Annotated in this window: 19 protein-coding genes; 11 read left to right on the forward strand and 8 right to left on the reverse strand. The window is 64.1% G+C overall.

The window, feature by feature from the left end; genetic code table 11:
• Positions 1-105 precede the first annotated feature (105 nt).
• The gene (locus tag CK218_RS21090; protein WP_095828768.1) at positions 106-810 is read left to right on the forward strand and encodes an SOS response-associated peptidase; all 705 of its coding nucleotides are present in this window, start codon (positions 106-108) and stop codon (positions 808-810) included.
• Here the strand turns inward: CK218_RS21090 and CK218_RS21095 are convergent.
• From CK218_RS21095 to CK218_RS21110, 4 genes are all read right to left on the reverse strand, one after another.
• Positions 807-1,022, reverse strand: a complete 216-nt coding sequence (locus tag CK218_RS21095; protein WP_095828769.1) for a hypothetical protein — start codon at positions 1,020-1,022, stop codon at positions 807-809. The two genes, CK218_RS21090 and CK218_RS21095, sit on opposite strands and share 4 nt — an antisense overlap.
• Positions 1,023-1,095: 73 nt before the next feature.
• Complete coding sequence (locus CK218_RS21100) at positions 1,096-1,575, reverse strand: class I SAM-dependent methyltransferase (protein WP_095828770.1); 480 nt, start codon at positions 1,573-1,575, stop codon at positions 1,096-1,098.
• A 123-nt stretch (positions 1,576-1,698) separates the two neighbouring features.
• Positions 1,699-1,959 carry a hypothetical protein gene (locus CK218_RS21105; protein WP_127334995.1) on the reverse strand — a complete coding sequence of 87 codons (261 nt, stop codon included), beginning with the start codon at positions 1,957-1,959 and terminating at the stop codon, positions 1,699-1,701.
• Between the two features lie 3 nt (positions 1,960-1,962).
• On the reverse strand, positions 1,963-2,223 hold the full coding sequence (locus CK218_RS21110; RefSeq protein ID WP_066999278.1) for a hypothetical protein: 261 nt from the start codon (positions 2,221-2,223) through the stop codon (positions 1,963-1,965).
• Positions 2,224-2,360: 137 nt separating this feature from the next.
• On the opposite strand from CK218_RS21110, the gene CK218_RS21115 reads away from it, so the two are divergent.
• On the forward strand, positions 2,361-2,561 hold the full coding sequence (locus CK218_RS21115; RefSeq protein WP_066999275.1) for a hypothetical protein: 201 nt from the start codon (positions 2,361-2,363) through the stop codon (positions 2,559-2,561).
• A 14-nt stretch (positions 2,562-2,575) separates the two neighbouring features.
• Here the strand turns inward: CK218_RS21115 and CK218_RS21120 are convergent, their stop codons facing one another.
• Positions 2,576-4,015 carry an FAD-binding oxidoreductase gene (locus CK218_RS21120; RefSeq protein ID WP_095828771.1) on the reverse strand — a complete coding sequence of 480 codons (1,440 nt, stop codon included), beginning with the start codon at positions 4,013-4,015 and terminating at the stop codon, positions 2,576-2,578.
• Between the two features lie 56 nt (positions 4,016-4,071).
• Here CK218_RS21120 and CK218_RS21125 point away from each other — a divergent pair, with 56 nt between their 5' ends.
• Positions 4,072-4,566, forward strand: a complete 495-nt coding sequence (locus CK218_RS21125; protein ID WP_143749670.1) for a hypothetical protein — start codon at positions 4,072-4,074, stop codon at positions 4,564-4,566.
• Positions 4,567-4,672: 106 nt separating this feature from the next.
• Here the strand turns inward: CK218_RS21125 and CK218_RS21130 are convergent, their stop codons facing one another.
• Positions 4,673-5,605, reverse strand: a complete 933-nt coding sequence (locus CK218_RS21130; RefSeq protein WP_095828772.1) for a dimethylarginine dimethylaminohydrolase family protein — start codon at positions 5,603-5,605, stop codon at positions 4,673-4,675.
• Between the two features lie 32 nt (positions 5,606-5,637).
• Positions 5,638-7,224, reverse strand: coding sequence for an amidohydrolase (locus CK218_RS21135; protein WP_179294558.1), 1,587 nt, complete (start codon positions 7,222-7,224; stop codon positions 5,638-5,640).
• Between the two features lie 82 nt (positions 7,225-7,306).
• Between CK218_RS21135 and CK218_RS21140 the strand changes: the two genes are divergently transcribed.
• From CK218_RS21140 to CK218_RS21160, 5 genes are all read left to right on the forward strand, one after another.
• Positions 7,307-8,203 (forward strand): LysR substrate-binding domain-containing protein, encoded by an 897-nt coding sequence (locus CK218_RS21140; protein ID WP_066999260.1) that lies wholly within the window; start codon positions 7,307-7,309, stop codon positions 8,201-8,203.
• Positions 8,204-8,593: 390 nt separating this feature from the next.
• The gene (locus tag CK218_RS21145) at positions 8,594-9,688 is read left to right on the forward strand and encodes an ABC transporter ATP-binding protein (RefSeq protein WP_095828773.1); all 1,095 of its coding nucleotides are present in this window, start codon (positions 8,594-8,596) and stop codon (positions 9,686-9,688) included.
• Between the two features lie 68 nt (positions 9,689-9,756).
• Complete coding sequence (locus CK218_RS21150) at positions 9,757-10,869, forward strand: ABC transporter substrate-binding protein (RefSeq protein WP_095779108.1); 1,113 nt, start codon at positions 9,757-9,759, stop codon at positions 10,867-10,869.
• Between the two features lie 23 nt (positions 10,870-10,892).
• A complete protein-coding gene (locus CK218_RS21155) occupies positions 10,893-11,726 on the forward strand; it encodes an ABC transporter permease (protein ID WP_066999251.1) in 834 nt (277 codons plus the stop codon).
• Positions 11,727-11,730: 4 nt separating this feature from the next.
• A complete protein-coding gene (locus tag CK218_RS21160; RefSeq protein WP_095828774.1) occupies positions 11,731-12,537 on the forward strand; it encodes an ABC transporter permease in 807 nt (268 codons plus the stop codon).
• Positions 12,538-13,063: 526 nt separating this feature from the next.
• Here CK218_RS21160 and CK218_RS21165 read toward each other — a convergent pair.
• Entirely contained in the window at positions 13,064-13,423 is a 360-nt protein-coding gene (locus tag CK218_RS21165; RefSeq protein WP_066999308.1) for a metalloregulator ArsR/SmtB family transcription factor, read from the reverse strand.
• 424 nt (positions 13,424-13,847) lie between these two features.
• On the opposite strand from CK218_RS21165, the gene CK218_RS21170 reads away from it, so the two are divergent.
• The 3 genes from CK218_RS21170 (at position 13,848) to CK218_RS21180 (ending at position 15,146) form a co-directional block, all read left to right on the forward strand.
• Positions 13,848-14,066: a hypothetical protein gene (locus CK218_RS21170; protein WP_245299680.1), complete on the forward strand. Its 219-nt coding sequence runs from the start codon at positions 13,848-13,850 to the stop codon at positions 14,064-14,066.
• A gap of 115 nt (positions 14,067-14,181) precedes the next feature.
• Positions 14,182-14,427: a DUF982 domain-containing protein gene (locus CK218_RS21175; RefSeq protein WP_059186167.1), complete on the forward strand. Its 246-nt coding sequence runs from the start codon at positions 14,182-14,184 to the stop codon at positions 14,425-14,427.
• 476 nt (positions 14,428-14,903) lie between these two features.
• Entirely contained in the window at positions 14,904-15,146 is a 243-nt protein-coding gene (locus CK218_RS21180) for a DUF982 domain-containing protein (RefSeq protein ID WP_066999301.1), read from the forward strand.
• Positions 15,147-15,418: the final 272 nt, after the last annotated feature.

Consider the following 15,418-nt stretch of genomic DNA (forward strand, 5'->3'; position numbering starts at 1 on the left):
CGCCCGATATCCTCAATTCGTGTGGCTTGCCATCGCCTCACCGGCAACCAGTTTGCGCTCCGCGGAAAATGCGGGAACAATCGGCGGGACGGGGAAGTGCTGCCGATGTGCAATCTTTACAACATCACCACAAGCCAGGAAGCGATCCGCCAGTGGACGCGAGCGCTGCGCGACATTTCGGGCAATCTCGAACCTTCGGTCGACATCTATCCGAACCAGCCGGCGCCGGTGGTGCGCAATGCCGCCGACGGCAGCCGCGAGCTCGCCCGGCTGCGCTGGGGCATGCCGACGCCGCAAGAACGCGTGCGCGGCAATGCCGATCCCGGCACGACCAACATCCGCAACCCCCAATATGCCCACTGGCTGCCTTATCTCGGCGTCGAGAACCGCTGCCTGGTGCCGGTGACGAGCTTTGCCGAACCCTCGCCAAAGCCCGGCGACAAGGATCCTGAAACCGGCGTGCAGAAGAATTTCTGGTTCGCGTTCGGCGAGGACCGCCCGCTGTTCTTCTTCGCCGGGATGTGGACGCCCTGGCATGGCGTGCGCAAGGTGAAGGAAGGTCCGGGCGACCACGAGCTCTACGGCTTCCTGACGACCAGGCCGAACGCGTTGATCGCGCCGATCCACGAGAAGGCGATGCCGGTGATCCTGACCACCGAGGCGGAAACCGAGCTGTGGCTGACAGCGCCGTGGTCGGAGGCGAAGACGCTGCAGCGGCCGGCGCCGGACGACGCGCTGGTGATCGTGGACAAGCCGGCGACGCAGATCAAGTTTCCGGCGGAACCGCCGGCGCAGGGGTCGTTGTTTTAGCTCCTCGCCTTCTGCAGCACCCAGATATAACCCTTGGGCGGGTGATCCTGGTCGATGAACTGGGCCTTGACCTCAGTGTCCTTGCGGCCGCAGCGCTTGCAGCGGAAGCGGATGGTTTCGAGCGGCTTGTTCCAGTCGACCACCTTGGCCACGTCGTTCGCCTTGAAGCGGCCGGCGTGGTAGCAGTGGCGGCATTCGACTGTGAGCAGCATGTTGGCCTTGGCCGCCCGGCCGACGAAGCCGCGCGGAACGGATGGCTGGATGTGAAGTGAGCTGGGGTGGCGGCTAGTTCACACGCCAGAGGAAATAAGGCCAGTCCGGCGTGTCGAAGGGCAAGGGGGTCCAGCGCGGCGACTGCATTGCCCGGTCGCTGACCACCAGGCCACCCGGTGCCATCAACGCATCGATCAACGCCGCCAGCCAGCCGGCCTGGGCGGTGTCGCGGGCGCGGTCCTCACTGCCGAAATCGGCATGGGCCAAGGCTGCGGGCGCGCAGCCGGACAAGGCGGACAGCGTTTCGCGGAACTCGCCCAGCACAAGGTCGGCGCCGGCCGGCGCCGCATCAGCCGGGGCGTGCAGGTCGCGGTCGAAGGCGATGATCCGGCGGTCCGGGAACAGCTTGCGCAGATGGCTGTAGGTGCGGCCCTTGCCCAGGCCGATCTCCAGCACCGGGCCGGGCAAGTCCCCGGTCTCCTCCGCCGCCCGCTCCAGCGCCCGGCGCTGGGTGGTGAGGCGGGCGATCATGCGGTCGAGGCGGCTGTCCATGGGCGCTCCGGGCAGGCTCGATGGTGTCGAGGGCCGCCACTGTAGCTTCGGCCAGGGACACCGTCGATCCCGAACGCGGCAAAACCAGGTCTCAGAAATAGCTCGCGTGTTGAGTGACAGCTGCTATCCCCTCGCCTTCTGCAGCACCCAGATATAACCCTTGGGCGGGTGATCCTGGTCGATGAACTGGGTCTTGACCTCAGTGTCCTTGCGGCCGCAGCGCTTGCAGCGGAAGCGGATGGTTTCGAGCGGCTTGTTCCAGCCGACCACCTTGGCCACGTCGTTCGCCTTGAAGCGGCCGGCGTGGTAGCAGTGGCGGCATTCGACTATCAGCAGCATGTTGGCCTTGGCCGCCCGGCCGACGCTGTCCATGGGTCCGGCCATTTCTCATGTCCGGTCTGAATAATCCTCAGGCAGCGGCAGCAGGTCGAGCCAGGCGGCGCGGAAATCGAGGTCCCTGCCCGCCACCGCGCTCATCACCTCATGCAGCCTCTCCACCAACCCGTTGAGCCGCCAGTACATTTCGCCGTTGGTCTTGAGATTGAGCTGCGCCGCCAGGACGGTCTGGCGCAGTTCCAACGCATCGCGAATGATCGCCTCCGCGTCCGACCGGAACAATTTGTCATAGCGGCTTTTCCGTCTGCCCAACGCGGCTCTCCGTGATCCTGAGCAACCGCCCCATCTGCTGACAAAATAGGAACCCGTTCCTCGCTGAGTCAATTCGTCGTTGACAATTTTGTTCCCTTTTTGTTCACATGCTAGTGGAAACCTGCAGAGCACCCGAGATGGATCACATCGTCAGGCTCGACAGCCGCGAGGAAGCGGCGCTTCAGGCAATCGCCGAGCGGTTCATCGCCCGCCACAAGGGCGACCCGGTGAAGGCGCTGAAGGAGATGATCGTGTTCAACGGCCATCTCCAGCAACGGCTCGACGCGCTCCAGGCTTCAAGGCTTCGTCAACGAGACGCGTCGCGACGGCGCGGCTGAGGCATGCTGCCCCGTCAGGCGGCCCGCAGTCCTTCCTTCGGACGCAGGTTCTGGTTCATGCGGAACAGGTTCTGCGGATCGTAGCGCTGCTTGATCTCGAGCAACCGGCGATAATTGCCGCCATAGGCCGCTTCGACACGGTCGATCTCATCCTCCGGCATGAAGTTCACATAGGCCGTTCCGGCAGCATGAGGCTTTGATGCTTCATAGATGTCTCGAGCCCATTCGATGCAGGCCTTGTCCATGGCCGGTTCGCGCCAGCGGGCGTGAACGTTCATGACGAAATGCGAGCTCCGCTGCGGAAACGCCGTCGCATCCGCCGGGACGCGGCCAGCGACGCCGCCGACATGGCCGAAGAATATCTCGCATTCGGGACCCGGAAGCCTGGATATCGCGGTCGTGGTGATCTCGATCGCGCTGTCGGAAAGCTCAGTGAAGTCATGGCTCTTCCAATAATTGCGGGCGCCAGGTGCGAGCAGCGGATCGAAGGCCTGCTGCCAGCCCGTGAACGGGTTGGGACCGACGACGTCGGCGATCGGCGTGCCGATGGCGCGGAGCTTTTGCGTCGCCTTTTCGCCAGCCTCGATATCGCCGCAATAGCACATGGCCAGCACCAGCACTTCCTTGCCGTGCCATTCGGCCGGCAGGAAGGGCAGCGGCGGCGCCTGCCGCATAACCACCCAGCAGGTCAGTTCGTCGGGAGCGGTTTCGAGCGCGGCGCGGTATTCCCGAAGCACCTTCCCGGCAACGGCGAAGGGATGGACGACAAGGCCCGACAGCACTTGCGGCCCGAACTGGTGAAGTTTGAACTCGAACCCCGTGACGACGCCGAAATTGCCGCCGCCGCCGCGCAGCGCCCAGAACAGGTCCGCGTTCTCGGTCTCGCTGGCGCGCAGCAGCTTGCCGTGCGCGGTCACCACGTCGGCCGAAACGAGATTGTCGATGGTGAGCCCGTATTTACGGGTGATCCAGCCGAAGCCGCCGCCCAGTGTCAGGCCGGCAATACCTGTGGTCGAGTTGATGCCGGTCGGCAGCGCCAGTCCGAAGGCCTGTGTTTCCCGGTCGACATCGACAAGCGTGGCGCCGGGTCCGACCCAGGCGCGCCGCGCCGCGACATCGACCCGCACAGACTTCATCATGGAGAGATCGATGACGAGGCCGCCCTCGCAGATGGCGCTGCCGGCAATGTTGTGACCGCCGCCGCGCACGGAGACGAGAAGTCCGTTCTCACGGGCGAAATTCACCGCGACAACGACATCGGAGGCGCCGACGCAGCACGCGATCAGCCCGGGCCGCCGGTCGATCATGTCATTCCAGATGCTGCGCGCGCCGTCGTAGCCGGCGTCACCCTCCCGCAGCACCGTGCCGCGTATTTGCGTCGAAAGCGTTTCCAGGGCGGCGGCATCGACCGTGGTCTTGCCGCCCTCAAGGGCAGTGAAGCTCATGGCATTCATGAATTCCTCCCGTTCTTGTTGATGAGCCCCCTCCGCCCGAATTTTAGTGTGCGCTCATGTTAAGCATCCCGCAAGTTATCGCGGGCAGCGAGCCGGCCGTGCGGGCCTTGCTCAACAAACGATTGGCAAGAACGGCACGCGCCTTGCCTGCAATCTTGACGGGCAGGAATAACAGGCTTTCAATCAAGAGAGATTATCGCTGCGGATATGGGGAACGCCGCATGAAACGCATGCTGTTTGCCTGTTCGATATCGCCTGTTCTGCTATTGTCAGCGAACCGGGCGTTTGCGTTCAATTTCGGCTTCGTCAGAGTGCCGGACTGGATGGATCCTTATATCGGCGTGCTCGTTGCCGTCACCCTCTTCTTCTGGCTCGGACTGGCGGCGACAAAGCCGAGCGGCGTGCCGTTCAAGCAGGTGCGGTATGTGAAGATTTCGCCCATAGCGAATTTCTTCTACCTCGGCATGGCCTTCTTCTTCACCATCATGATGATTATGCTGTTCGCCGGCATGGGCCTGAGGCGATACGCTGAGTGGACCGGCGCAGCGTAGAGAGAGAGAGCGAAACGGGACAGATCGACGCTCTTTCGCGCCCCCTTCTGTCCTGCTGGAGATCTCCCCCTCAAGGGGGGAGATTGGCAGCTTCGGCGCCGTGCTCCTATGCCTTCACCCGCTTCAGCGCCTGCGCCATGCAGTGAATGCCGCCGCCGGTCTTGGAGATCTCGCTCATGTCGACGGCCGCCACCTCGAAGCCGCGTGCCTTCAGCTTTTCAATCAGCGTCTTGCTCGAGGTCGGCGCGATCACCCTGTCCTTGCCCAGCGACATGAAGTTGCAGCCGAGCGCCATCGTGTCCTGGAAGGGCACGTCGATGATCTCGTGGCCCTTGCCCTTCAGCCAGTCGACGATGCCGGGCTCGGTGCAGGCAAGGCAGACGGCGGTGAGCTTTTCGGCGATCGGCACCACCATCAGGTCTATGTGCACGTAGTATTCGTCGATGAAGGCGATGCGCGTCTCCCAGCCTTCCTTGTCGAACCAGGCCTGCACCTGGCGCGCGCCCTCCTCCTGCGTGCGGGCGCCGCCGCAGCCGATCAGCACCACGCCTTCCTCGATGACGTTGAAGTCGCCGCCCTCGAAGGTGCCGGCGGTCACCATGTCGTAGATCGGGATGCCGAGCTTCTCATAGGTGCGGATGGCGGCGTAGTTCTCGCCGCGCCGCCACCAGTTGGCCATTGCGGTGATGAACGCGCCGTAGTGCGTCATGACGCTGGAGTCGCGCGAATAGACCTGCATCGGCAGTTCCGGCGTCGGCTCGTGCCAGTGGATGGTGACGCCGAAATGCTCGTAAGCGGCGACGAGGTCCTTGTGCTGCGCCTGGGCGATCTGGATGTTGCAGGGCGCCTCGCGCAAATGCTTTCTGGACAGCGAACTGGTCGAAAGATGGCGAAGGAAATTGGGCGAGCCGAGCAGCACGTCGGTCAGAACATCGGTCTCGTTGGCGAAGCCCCAGGCAGTAAGCGGCTTGGTGCCGCCATTGGGATTGCGGCGCTGCAGCGAGAACGGCTCGGCGACGATGCGGTCATGGACGGTCATGGTGTTCTCCTCGTGGGTCGGTCTGCCTGAGATCATTGGCTGCTCGGTATCCACCAGTCGCGCCCGCGCGGCGTGGTAACATATTCCGGCCAGCGGAAGTTTATCGGCGGCTCGTAGTCGCAAAGCGGCGCGATCCAGCTCGAGCCGCCGACGCCGCCGCCGGTTCGCTTGACGAATTCGTCCATGGCCGCATCGCGCGCCGCCTTGTCTTCCAGTAGCCGAAGCGCGGTGAGCGCGACGGTCTTGGAGGCGCAGGTCACCATCGGGTCGATGGTGGCCGCAATGCCGCCCAACGCATTCATCGCCCAGGCGGGATAGACGTGGCCGTTTGCCGAGCGCAGCGCCGGGCGGGCGACGTACAAGCGCGATGTCGGCGCGTGCCAGCTCATGTCGGTATAGTCGTCCGAGGTCGAGTTCACCTGCGAGGGCGGCAGGTCGCGCCGCAGGATCGCCTCGGCCTCCTGCGGCGTGATAAGGCGCTCCAGCTCGTCGATGAACGGATTCTCGGTGGCCTCGCCGCCAGCATTGACCTGGACCTCGCGGGCGATCGCCCTCGCCTCTTCGTTCCACTGTGGCGGACCGACGGTCCAGAGCGCTTCATAGGTGATGCCGGCCATGGCGTGGTTGGCCAGTCCCGGACGCGACTTCGACACCCAGTGGCGTTCGTAGCGGCAGCCGCTCATCTTCGCCGCCGCTTCCGCGTTTCGGTCGAGCACGGCGGTCACCTGCTCGGCCATGGCGATGGTCGGCACGCGGATCATGTACTGGATCTCGGCAAGGCCCGCCGGCAGATTGTCGGCGGTCGCCTGGCCCGCGGTCAGGATCGCCTCGCTAATCGACCAGCCGCCCTGGTGCGTCAGCATGGAATCGCGCAGCGCCTTGGAAGCCATGTACATCATCATCAGCGCTTCGTTGGCACCTGGCGCCCTGACCGCGGAATGCGCCTGCGGGATCGGGGCGCCATCGCTTGCGCGGCCCCAGTTCTGAGGCTCGTCGCAAATGAAGCGGTAGATCATCGCATAGGCCGCGCCGCAATGCGTGTCCCAGCGCGAGGTGTTGCAGAGCGGCAGCATATAGAAGGGATGAAAGGAGATCATGCCCGCAAGGCCGTCATAATAGCCCTTGGCGGCATGGATCGGCTTCGAGCCCCTCACCTTCTCTGCCGGCTCGCCAGTGAAGCGCAGCGTGCCTTGAATGCCATGCTGCTGCATCGCGGCCTTGGCGGCGAGCAGCCCGCCGAGGCTGCCAATGCCGAGGCCCGAATGCGGATCGGTATGGCCACCCGCCTCGACGCTGAGCCCCGCCCGCGGTTGCTTGACCGTCACGGCATCCTGGCAGTTGCCGGGCACGGCGTCGTATTCGGCATACATGCCGATCGTCGGTCCTTCGCCATTCGTCCAATGCGCGCAGAAGGCGGTCGGCATGCCGCCCGAGCCCTCTTCCACCGAAAAGCCCTCACGCTTCAGCCGGTCGACATACCAGGCTGCGGACTGGTACTCGCGCCAGGCGGTCTCGCCGAGGTCGAAGATGGTGCGCGTCCAGGCCGACAAGAGCGGCTGGATGCCGTCGATGCAGGCCAGTGCCGTTTCCTGCGCTGATGTCGTCACCGGTTTCTCCATGCCGCAAAGAAAGCAGTGAAGCGGCTCTTCAAAAAGTGATATGTTTTCCCGGCTCGTGCAAATTCGGTTCACCTGAGGCCTCTTGCGCATACCTTCCACGCAGGCGCTTCGCGCCCTCGACAGTTTTGCTCGTCACGGCAGCGTGTGGCGCGCGGCCGATGAACTCCACCTCACCCGCAGCGCCGTCTCGCATCAGCTGAGGCTGCTCGAACGCGACCTCGGCTTCGATCTCTTGCAGCGCATCGGCAAGGGCGTGGCGCTGACGCCGCGCGGCCAGCGCTATGCCGCCGATGTCAGGAAAGCGCTGACCGTGCTCGGCGACGCGGGGACGCAAAACAGCGGCGCCGGCGTCGGCGGCTCCTTCGGCATCTCCTGTCCGCCGGGCTTCGCCTCGATGTTCCTGTGCACCCATATCGGCGAGTTCCAGCAGATGTATCCGGACGTCGCGCTCTCGGTGCTGACGCCGCGGCGGCTCGACGATGTCAGCAATCCGGAGGCCGACGCCTTCATCGCCTTCGGCGTCGGCAACTGGCCGAACCGCGCGGTGGAGCTGCTTTGCGAGGTCTCCTTCACCCCGCTCTGCAGCCCGACGTTGCTCAACAAGGTGGGCGGCTTTTCCAAGCCCGCCGACGTGCTGCGCGCCAACCTGCTGCATCTCAGCGATACCGAGGACTGGGCGCGCTGGCTGGCGCTGTCGAAGGTGGAGAATCCCGACACCGAAGGCGGCATCTTCTTTTCCGACATGAACCTCGTCTTCTCGGCGGCAATCGCCGGCCAGGGCATCGCCATGGGAGACGAGCTGACCGGCCGCCGGGCGCTGAGCGAGGGCAGGCTGGTCAAGCCGTTCGAAGCGACGGTGCCCTCGCCGCGCTCCTACTATCTGGTCTTCGAGCATGCCAAGGCGGGCCACCCGGTACTCAATGCCTTCAGCGACTGGCTGCGGGCGAAGCTTTTGGAAAGCAGGCTGGCGAAGTATTGAAGGCGGGGGACGCCGGCACGCCCTAGGATGTCCCTCGGAGTGCCAACCGTCCGGTCGTCATCCCCGGGCTTGACCCGAGGATCCATTCCGTGGCGATCGCGAAAGGCACGCTCGATCAGAATTCTGCACCGTTGCAGCTCCCAGAGGTCACGGCATGCAACCAGGGTCTGCGCGCGTCGCTTCGCTCCTTGCTCCGCCCTGAAATGACGACGGCATGAACGCTTTCGCCAATCGCGAAGGTTGGCGAGCCCGCCGAACGCCCAAGTTTGGGAGACGCTCCCGCCACCTGCCCATCCGTGAATCAAATTTGCCGAACAGACGAAAACTATTCGGTTGCGGTGAACGCGCGCCGTGCATACGATTTGAAACAAGCGTGAGGACGAAGGCAGGATGCAGCAACCCGGCCGGGCCGCAGAGATCAAGGCGAACGGGATAGGCAAGAGCTTCGGCTCGTTCCGGGCGCTGGACAATCTCACGCTCGATATCGGCCGCGGCGAGTTCCTGACGCTGCTTGGGCCATCCGGTTCCGGCAAAACCACCTTCCTGATGATCTTGGCCGGCTTCGTGCAGCCGAGCGAGGGCAGGCTTTTCAGCGACGGCACCGACGTTACCGACCGGCCGGCCGAACAGCGCGCCGCCGGCATGGTATTCCAGGGCTATGCTTTGTTCCCGCATATGAGCGTGGAACAGAACATCGCCTTTCCGCTCAAGGTGCGCAAGAAATCGGCTTCCGAGATCAAAAGCCGTGTCGGCGAGATGATCGAGCGCGTCGGTCTCAAAGGCCACGAGAAGAAATTGCCGGCGCAGCTTTCCGGCGGCCAGCAGCAGCGCGTGGCGCTCGCCCGCGCGTTGGTGTTCGAGCCGGGCGTGCTGCTTCTCGACGAGCCGTTCTCGGCGCTGGACAAAAGCCTGCGCGGCCAGATGCAGGCCGAGATGAAGCGGCTGCACCAGGAGACCGGCACCACCTTTGTCTTCGTCACTCACGACCAGAGCGAGGCGCTGGCGCTTTCCTCGCGCGTCGCCATCTTCAATCACGGCAAGCTCTTGCAGGTCGGCAGGCCGGACGAGGTCTACGACCGGCCGGCCAACCGCTTCGTCGCCGAGTTCCTGGGCGAGATCAACATGCTGCCGGTGAAGGGCGTCAAGCCCGCCGATAATGGCGCCACCGGTGTCTGCGAGGACCGGGCGGTCAACATGCGCTGCAAAGCAGAAAAGGTCCGCGGCGACGCTATCCTGGCAATCCGGCCGGAACACATGTCGATCGCGCCGGAGGCAGCGGCCGGCGAAAACGGCATCGCCGCCACTGCTGTCGCTTCGACCTATCTGGGTGCGGCGACCAAGCTCGACCTGACCACGCGCCAGGGTGCGAAGGTCACCGTCTCGGTGCCGAACGAGGTGGCCGCGGCAGCGTTGAGCAAGGGCAATTCCGTCTGGCTGACCTGGCCGGCGGAAAAGGGCTTCCTCCTGCCGGACGGAGGACAATGAGCGCCGAAGCGGCGTGAATTCGCCGCGCCGGTTTCCGGATCAGATCAATTAAAACAAGGGGAACTGACATGAACGAGACCAAGAAACAGACCATCGACTCCCTCGCAGAGAGGGCAAAACGCGGCGAGATTTCGCGCCGGCAATTCGCGCAGCTTGCAGGCCTCGTGCTCGCCGGCACGCCGATGCTGCTGCGCTCGACCCATGCTCAAGCCGAGACCAAGGGGCTGGTGCTGGTGAATTGGGGCGGCGACGCCATCACCGCTTACGACGCCGCCTACGGCCAGGCCTTCACCAAGGATACCGGCATCCCGGTGAAGATGGACGGCTCGGGCCCGACCGAGGGCGCGATCGCCGCGCAGTTCAAGAGCGGCGCGCCGACCTGGGACCTGGTCGACGTCGATCCGTTCTCGGCCATTACGCTGGGCGGCCAGGGCATGCTCGAGCCGATCGACTACAAGATCGTCGACAAGAGCAAGATGCGGCCGGGCTTCGGCTGGGAATTTGCCGCGTCGACCTACTTCTTCTCCTACGTGATCGCCTACGACTCGCAGAAGTTCGGCTCCAATGCGCCGACCGGCATGGCCGACTTTTTCGACGTGAAGAAATTCCCCGGCAAGCGCTCGCTCTACAAATGGGGCGTGTCGAGCTGGGAAGCCGCCCTGCTCGCCGACGGCGTGGCACCCGCCTCGCTCTATCCGCTCGACCTCAAGCGCGCGCATGACAAGATCGCCGCCTTCAAGGAAAACGTCGTCTCCTATTGGGGCGGCGGTGCCGAAAGCCAGAGCGTGTTGCTCAACGGCGAGGCTTCCATGGCGATCGTCTGGTCGACGCGCGCCTCGCTGATCGAGCAGGACTCGGGCGGCCAGATCAAGTTCATCTGGGACCAGGGCCTGATCTCGCCCGGCGCGCTCGCGGTTCTGAAGAACAACCCCGGCGGCAAGGAAGCTGCGATGAAGTTCATCGCCAGCACGCAGGATCCGCAGAAGGAACTGGTGATGTTCGACAAACTCGGCCAGGGCCCGGCCAACCCGGCGGCCGACGCGCTGATCCCGGCCGACAAGAAGCGCATCAACCCGGTCGATCCGGAAAACATGAAGAAGCAGATCCCGCTCGACATGGAGTGGTACGCCAAGAACTACGGCGCGGCGCTCGACGAATACACCAAGATCATCTCGGCTTGAGCGGGCGGAGATGCTGAACTGACATGAGGGGCACCCTCTCCGACAGGACGGGCGCGGCGCTGTTGATGGCGCCGCTGCTCCTGTTCCTGGTCCTTGCTTATGCCTGGCCTTTCCTCGGCGTGGTGAAGTGGAGCTTCACCTTGCCGACGCCGGGACTCGGCCAATATGGCGCGCTGGTCAGCGACCCGCTGGTGCAGTCGGTATTCGTCCGCACGTTGCGCATCGCGGCGATCGTCACCATCGTTTCCGTCACCGCCGCCTATGCGATCACGGTCGTCTGGGTGCGCGGCAGCCCGGTGCAGCGCGTGCTTGCGGAATTCTGCATCCTGGTGCCGTTCTGGATCTCGGTGCTGACGCGCGCCTTCGGCTGGGTGGCGCTGTTGTCCAACCGCGGCCTCGTCAACACCTGGCTGCAATCGATCGGCTTCATTTCCGAGCCGCTGACGCTCGTGCGCAACGAGTTCGGCGTCATCGTCGGCATGTCGCATTTCCTCATCCCCTTTGCGGTATTTCCGCTGGCTTCGGCCATGCGCAGCCTCGACGAGCGCGTGCTGCTCGCGGCACGCGGGCTTGGCTCAAGCCGCATGCGCACCTTCTGGACGGTGTTCGTGCCGATGACGCGCTCGGGCATCATCGGCTCGGCGATGATCACCTTCGTCTTCTCTCTGGGCTTCTTCGTCACGCCGGCGATCCTCGGCGGCGGCCGCAGCGTGATGATCGCCGAACTCATCTATCTCCGCATTTTCCAGAGTCCGGACTGGGGACTGGGCGCGGCAATCAGCGTCGTGCTGGTGGTCTTCGTCGGCGCGCTGATGGCGCTTTTGTTCCGCTACGTCAAACCAAAGCAATTGGTGTAGGGCGATGCCGACCTACCGCCCCGGTCCCGTCTCGCTCATCCTCGCCGTCCTGGTGGCGCTATTTCTGCTTATGCCGTTGCTCGCCGTCATCCCGGTGTCACTGACGCCGAGCCGCATGTTGACCATGCCGACCGGCGAACTGTCGCTGCGCCACTACCGTTCGCTGATCGAGGATCCGCGCTGGCTGGAGTCCATCCTGCTCTCGATCCGCATCGGTGTGGTCAGCAGCGCGCTTTCCACGGTGCTCGCGCTCACCTTCAGCCTCGGCGTGTGGATGTTCCAGCCGCGCTTCACTGCCGTCCTGGTCGGCTTCGTGCTTTTGCCGATGGTGGTGCCGCCGGTGGTCTCGGCGGTGACGCTCTATTTCCTGCTCACCTCGGTCTCCGGCATCTCGTCCTTCTTCGGTTACGACACCTGGCTGGGTGTCGCGATGGCGCATTCGGTGATGACGGTGCCCTTCGCCACCGTTCTGATCCTGGTCTCGCTCAGCCAGTTCGATCGGCGCATCGACCTCGCCGCACGAGGCTTGGGTGCCAGCGTGTGGGAGCGCGCGGCGCGCATCATCATGCCCAACATCAAGTTCGGCATCGTCACCGCGGCGCTCCTCTCCTTCGTGCTCTCTTGGGAAGAGATCGGCGTGACGCTGTTCATCACCTCGGTGAACGCCATCACGCTGCCGCGCCTGATGTGGATGGGCCTGCGCGACAACATCGATCCGGCGATCGCAGCCCTTTCGGTGATCCTGATCATTATCACCGTGCTGGTGCTCGCCGTGCGCAGCGTGATTACGCGCCGGCGAGCCGCACCGTAAATCCGCGGCTTTGTCCCAAAACGAAAGAGGCCCGCCGGGAGCGGCGAGCCTCTGACGGTGCCAAAGTGGAAGTCTGGCCCGTGGTGATCCGGGGGTGTGGATCGCGCAAAAGTCTAGCCACCCGAAGTCCGGCGCGCGATTTACAAATCCGTAAACCTCGGCGTGCCGGGAGCGGGCGGCGGCGGCAGAAAAGTGCTATAATATCATCGGCTTGTGAGCATCCGCGACCGCGCCGGCGCATCATCCTTCAATCAAAAGTGATGGGAGGACTGCGAGAAGTCGGGCCGGATCGGCGACGACGGCGGCCAGCCCGTGACGACATGACGAAATCCGGCCGCTACCGGTTTCTCCGGCAGCAGCATTCTGGCCAGGATCGCGTCCCGGCGAATGAAGTGATGATAAAGTGCCGCCAGGGCAGGTATGCCTGGCCGGCGCATTGCCATCCTGTTTGCATCGCGCCTTCAGGGGGCGCGCCGCGCAGGCGAAGCAGGCGAAGGCTGCTCGCCCTCGCCCGCGTCGGAGCCGTTCAGGCGGCCTGCGGCGGCCGCATTCTTTCGACAAGAGCCTGCCGGGCCGGGCCGGCGAGCGGCCTGTCCATCGTCAGCAGCCCGTCGAGCAGAACGAGGAGTTCACGCGCTGCGGACGACTTGCAGGAATAATAGACCATCTGGCGGTCGCGGCGGGTGTCGACCAGGCCAAACCTGCGCAGTTTGGCCAGATGCTGGGAGAGTGCGGACTGGCTGAGTTCGACCTTGTCGGCGAGCGCGCCGACAGACAATTCGCCCTCGGCCAGGTAGTTCATGATGAGCAAACGCTTCTCGTTGCCCATTACCGCAAGAAAGGCTGCCGCGCTTTCTGCGTTGGCGGTAAGTTTCTTGGTCACCATCGGTTTCCCCATGTTCATGCTCTTCCGAGGCCACGGGGGCAATGGCTTCGGAATTCCAGAGCATTTGATGGGCCTGCTCCGACACGCCGTCGGAACCTGCCCTGCTTCTTTGTTCGACCAATACCCTCCGTAACCCGGTTGCCACCACGTCGGGATCTTGGTCTCGGACAGCCTGCGCCGCGTTGTTGCGCGACGCAAGTTGGCGCAGACTCGGAATAATTCCGCGCCGCTAATGAGTATCAGCGCTTCGTCCTTTCAGCAAGATAGCGAAGCTGGCCCAGTCTCCGGCATGCCGTCGGGCAGACAACGAGACGAAAACCTGGCCGGCAGGGCGCCGCGAAAGACGCACGTTGTCGCCGTTTCCTTGAGGACTCACCCTCGTTTCCGAACCCGTGCTAATGTTTAGCCAGGGAGCAAGGGGGACATGAGCTGGAGGAAGAAGCCCGTGTCCAACATGTCGCGAAACACATTCACGCCCGCCGAGACGGCGCTGTTGGGGCGTGTCTTCGAGAGCGGCCGCATCGATGGAGAAACCGAAGAGCAGAAGGAGGCGCGCGCCTCCCGCATCATCGCCAATTACATGGCCGGCATCACCGATGAGACGGAACTCATCGAACTGTCCCGCAAGCCGCTCGGAAGATAGCCGGCAGCCACGCCCGTTATCGGCGCGCTGCTCACATCCTGTTGAAATATCGGGATGAAACTTGCCGCGCGGTGGCGCGTTTATCATCCGCTCACAACGCATCAGGGGTTTCGCGATGATCCAGGGATGGTTTTCCAGGCCGGTCGAAGTCGCCGTCGGCGTGGCAGGCTCGATCCGACACATCTCCAACGCCCAGCAGGCTGTGGAACTGCTGACGGGCCAATGGCGCGACGCCGGCAGCGCGCAGCATGGCGCGGCGCTGCGCGCCTGCCGCCGGGCTATGAGCGGCGACGTTCCGGCCGACAATGCCAGGGAAGCCTTCATCAGCGCTGCCCGCGAAGCGCATGTGCTGGTCGAATAGTCCCAAGGCGGCATCCTGTCTTCTGTAGAAGAGCGACACGACGCGCGAATTGACCGGACGCTTCCGCGCCGGCCGAAACCGCTGCTTGCTGTCCGGTTCGGTGTAAAACTGGCTGCGCCCAACCTCCCAATAGAGCCCGAAAGCGGTCCCCATCAGCGTGGCGACGGTAATGGTGGGTGCGGGCGCGGCAATCACCAGGCTTCCCGCATTCATCCGCCTGTCGGCTCCGATCTCGCCGCGGGCGACAGCGGGGCCAGTGACGTTGTCACACGTTTTTTGCGCGGCGCGCCGGCGCAATGAATCCGCTGCGTGAGCCAACTCCGGCCGGCCCATCGCTAATCTCTAAAATTTTCCGGAACATTATCGGGAGTGTTTGGTTAATGCGCGGGTCCGCCGATCATCCGGGGCCCGCATCCCAACAGGCGCCTGCCGGCGCCGTTGCTTATCAAAAGACCAACATACGAACGGAGCATGTGATGAACGACGTCTGGTTTTCCGAGCCGGTCGTGATCGATTTCGAACCAAGCGGACATCGCAAGGTCTCAAGCTGCTTCGAGGCAGTCGAATGCCTCGACCTGCGCTGGCCAAGGCGGGCGCGCGACCGCGCCTGGCGGTCGGCAAGCCGCGTCTGCCGCGACGCGCTCGACGGCTTGAGAAGTCCTACCGAAGCCCGCAAAACCCTGCGCAAGGCAGCGAAGGCCGCCGGCCTGCTGGCCTGAAGCGTGTCGCGATCCCGTGCGGAAAAATCCGCCACCCGGATCGTCTCGAATTACCGCCAAGGACTTGCTCCCGGCGGCCCGTAAGCCAGAAACTTCGGAACATTGCAGCCGCCGACCTGTTCCTTCCCCGTAGTCTCCTGACTACAGGGTTCCAGACCCAAGCCGAGCCCGTTCCGGCCTCCCATCGCCGGGGCGGGCTTGATTTTGTCCGGTATTGGTTGCGCGGCATCCCAGCGAGTGAGAGCAGCGACCGACGCATACTTTTCAGCACG

It is taken from the genome of Mesorhizobium sp. WSM3879, assembly GCF_002294915.1.
In the GTDB taxonomy this organism is placed as follows: domain Bacteria; phylum Pseudomonadota; class Alphaproteobacteria; order Rhizobiales; family Rhizobiaceae; genus Mesorhizobium.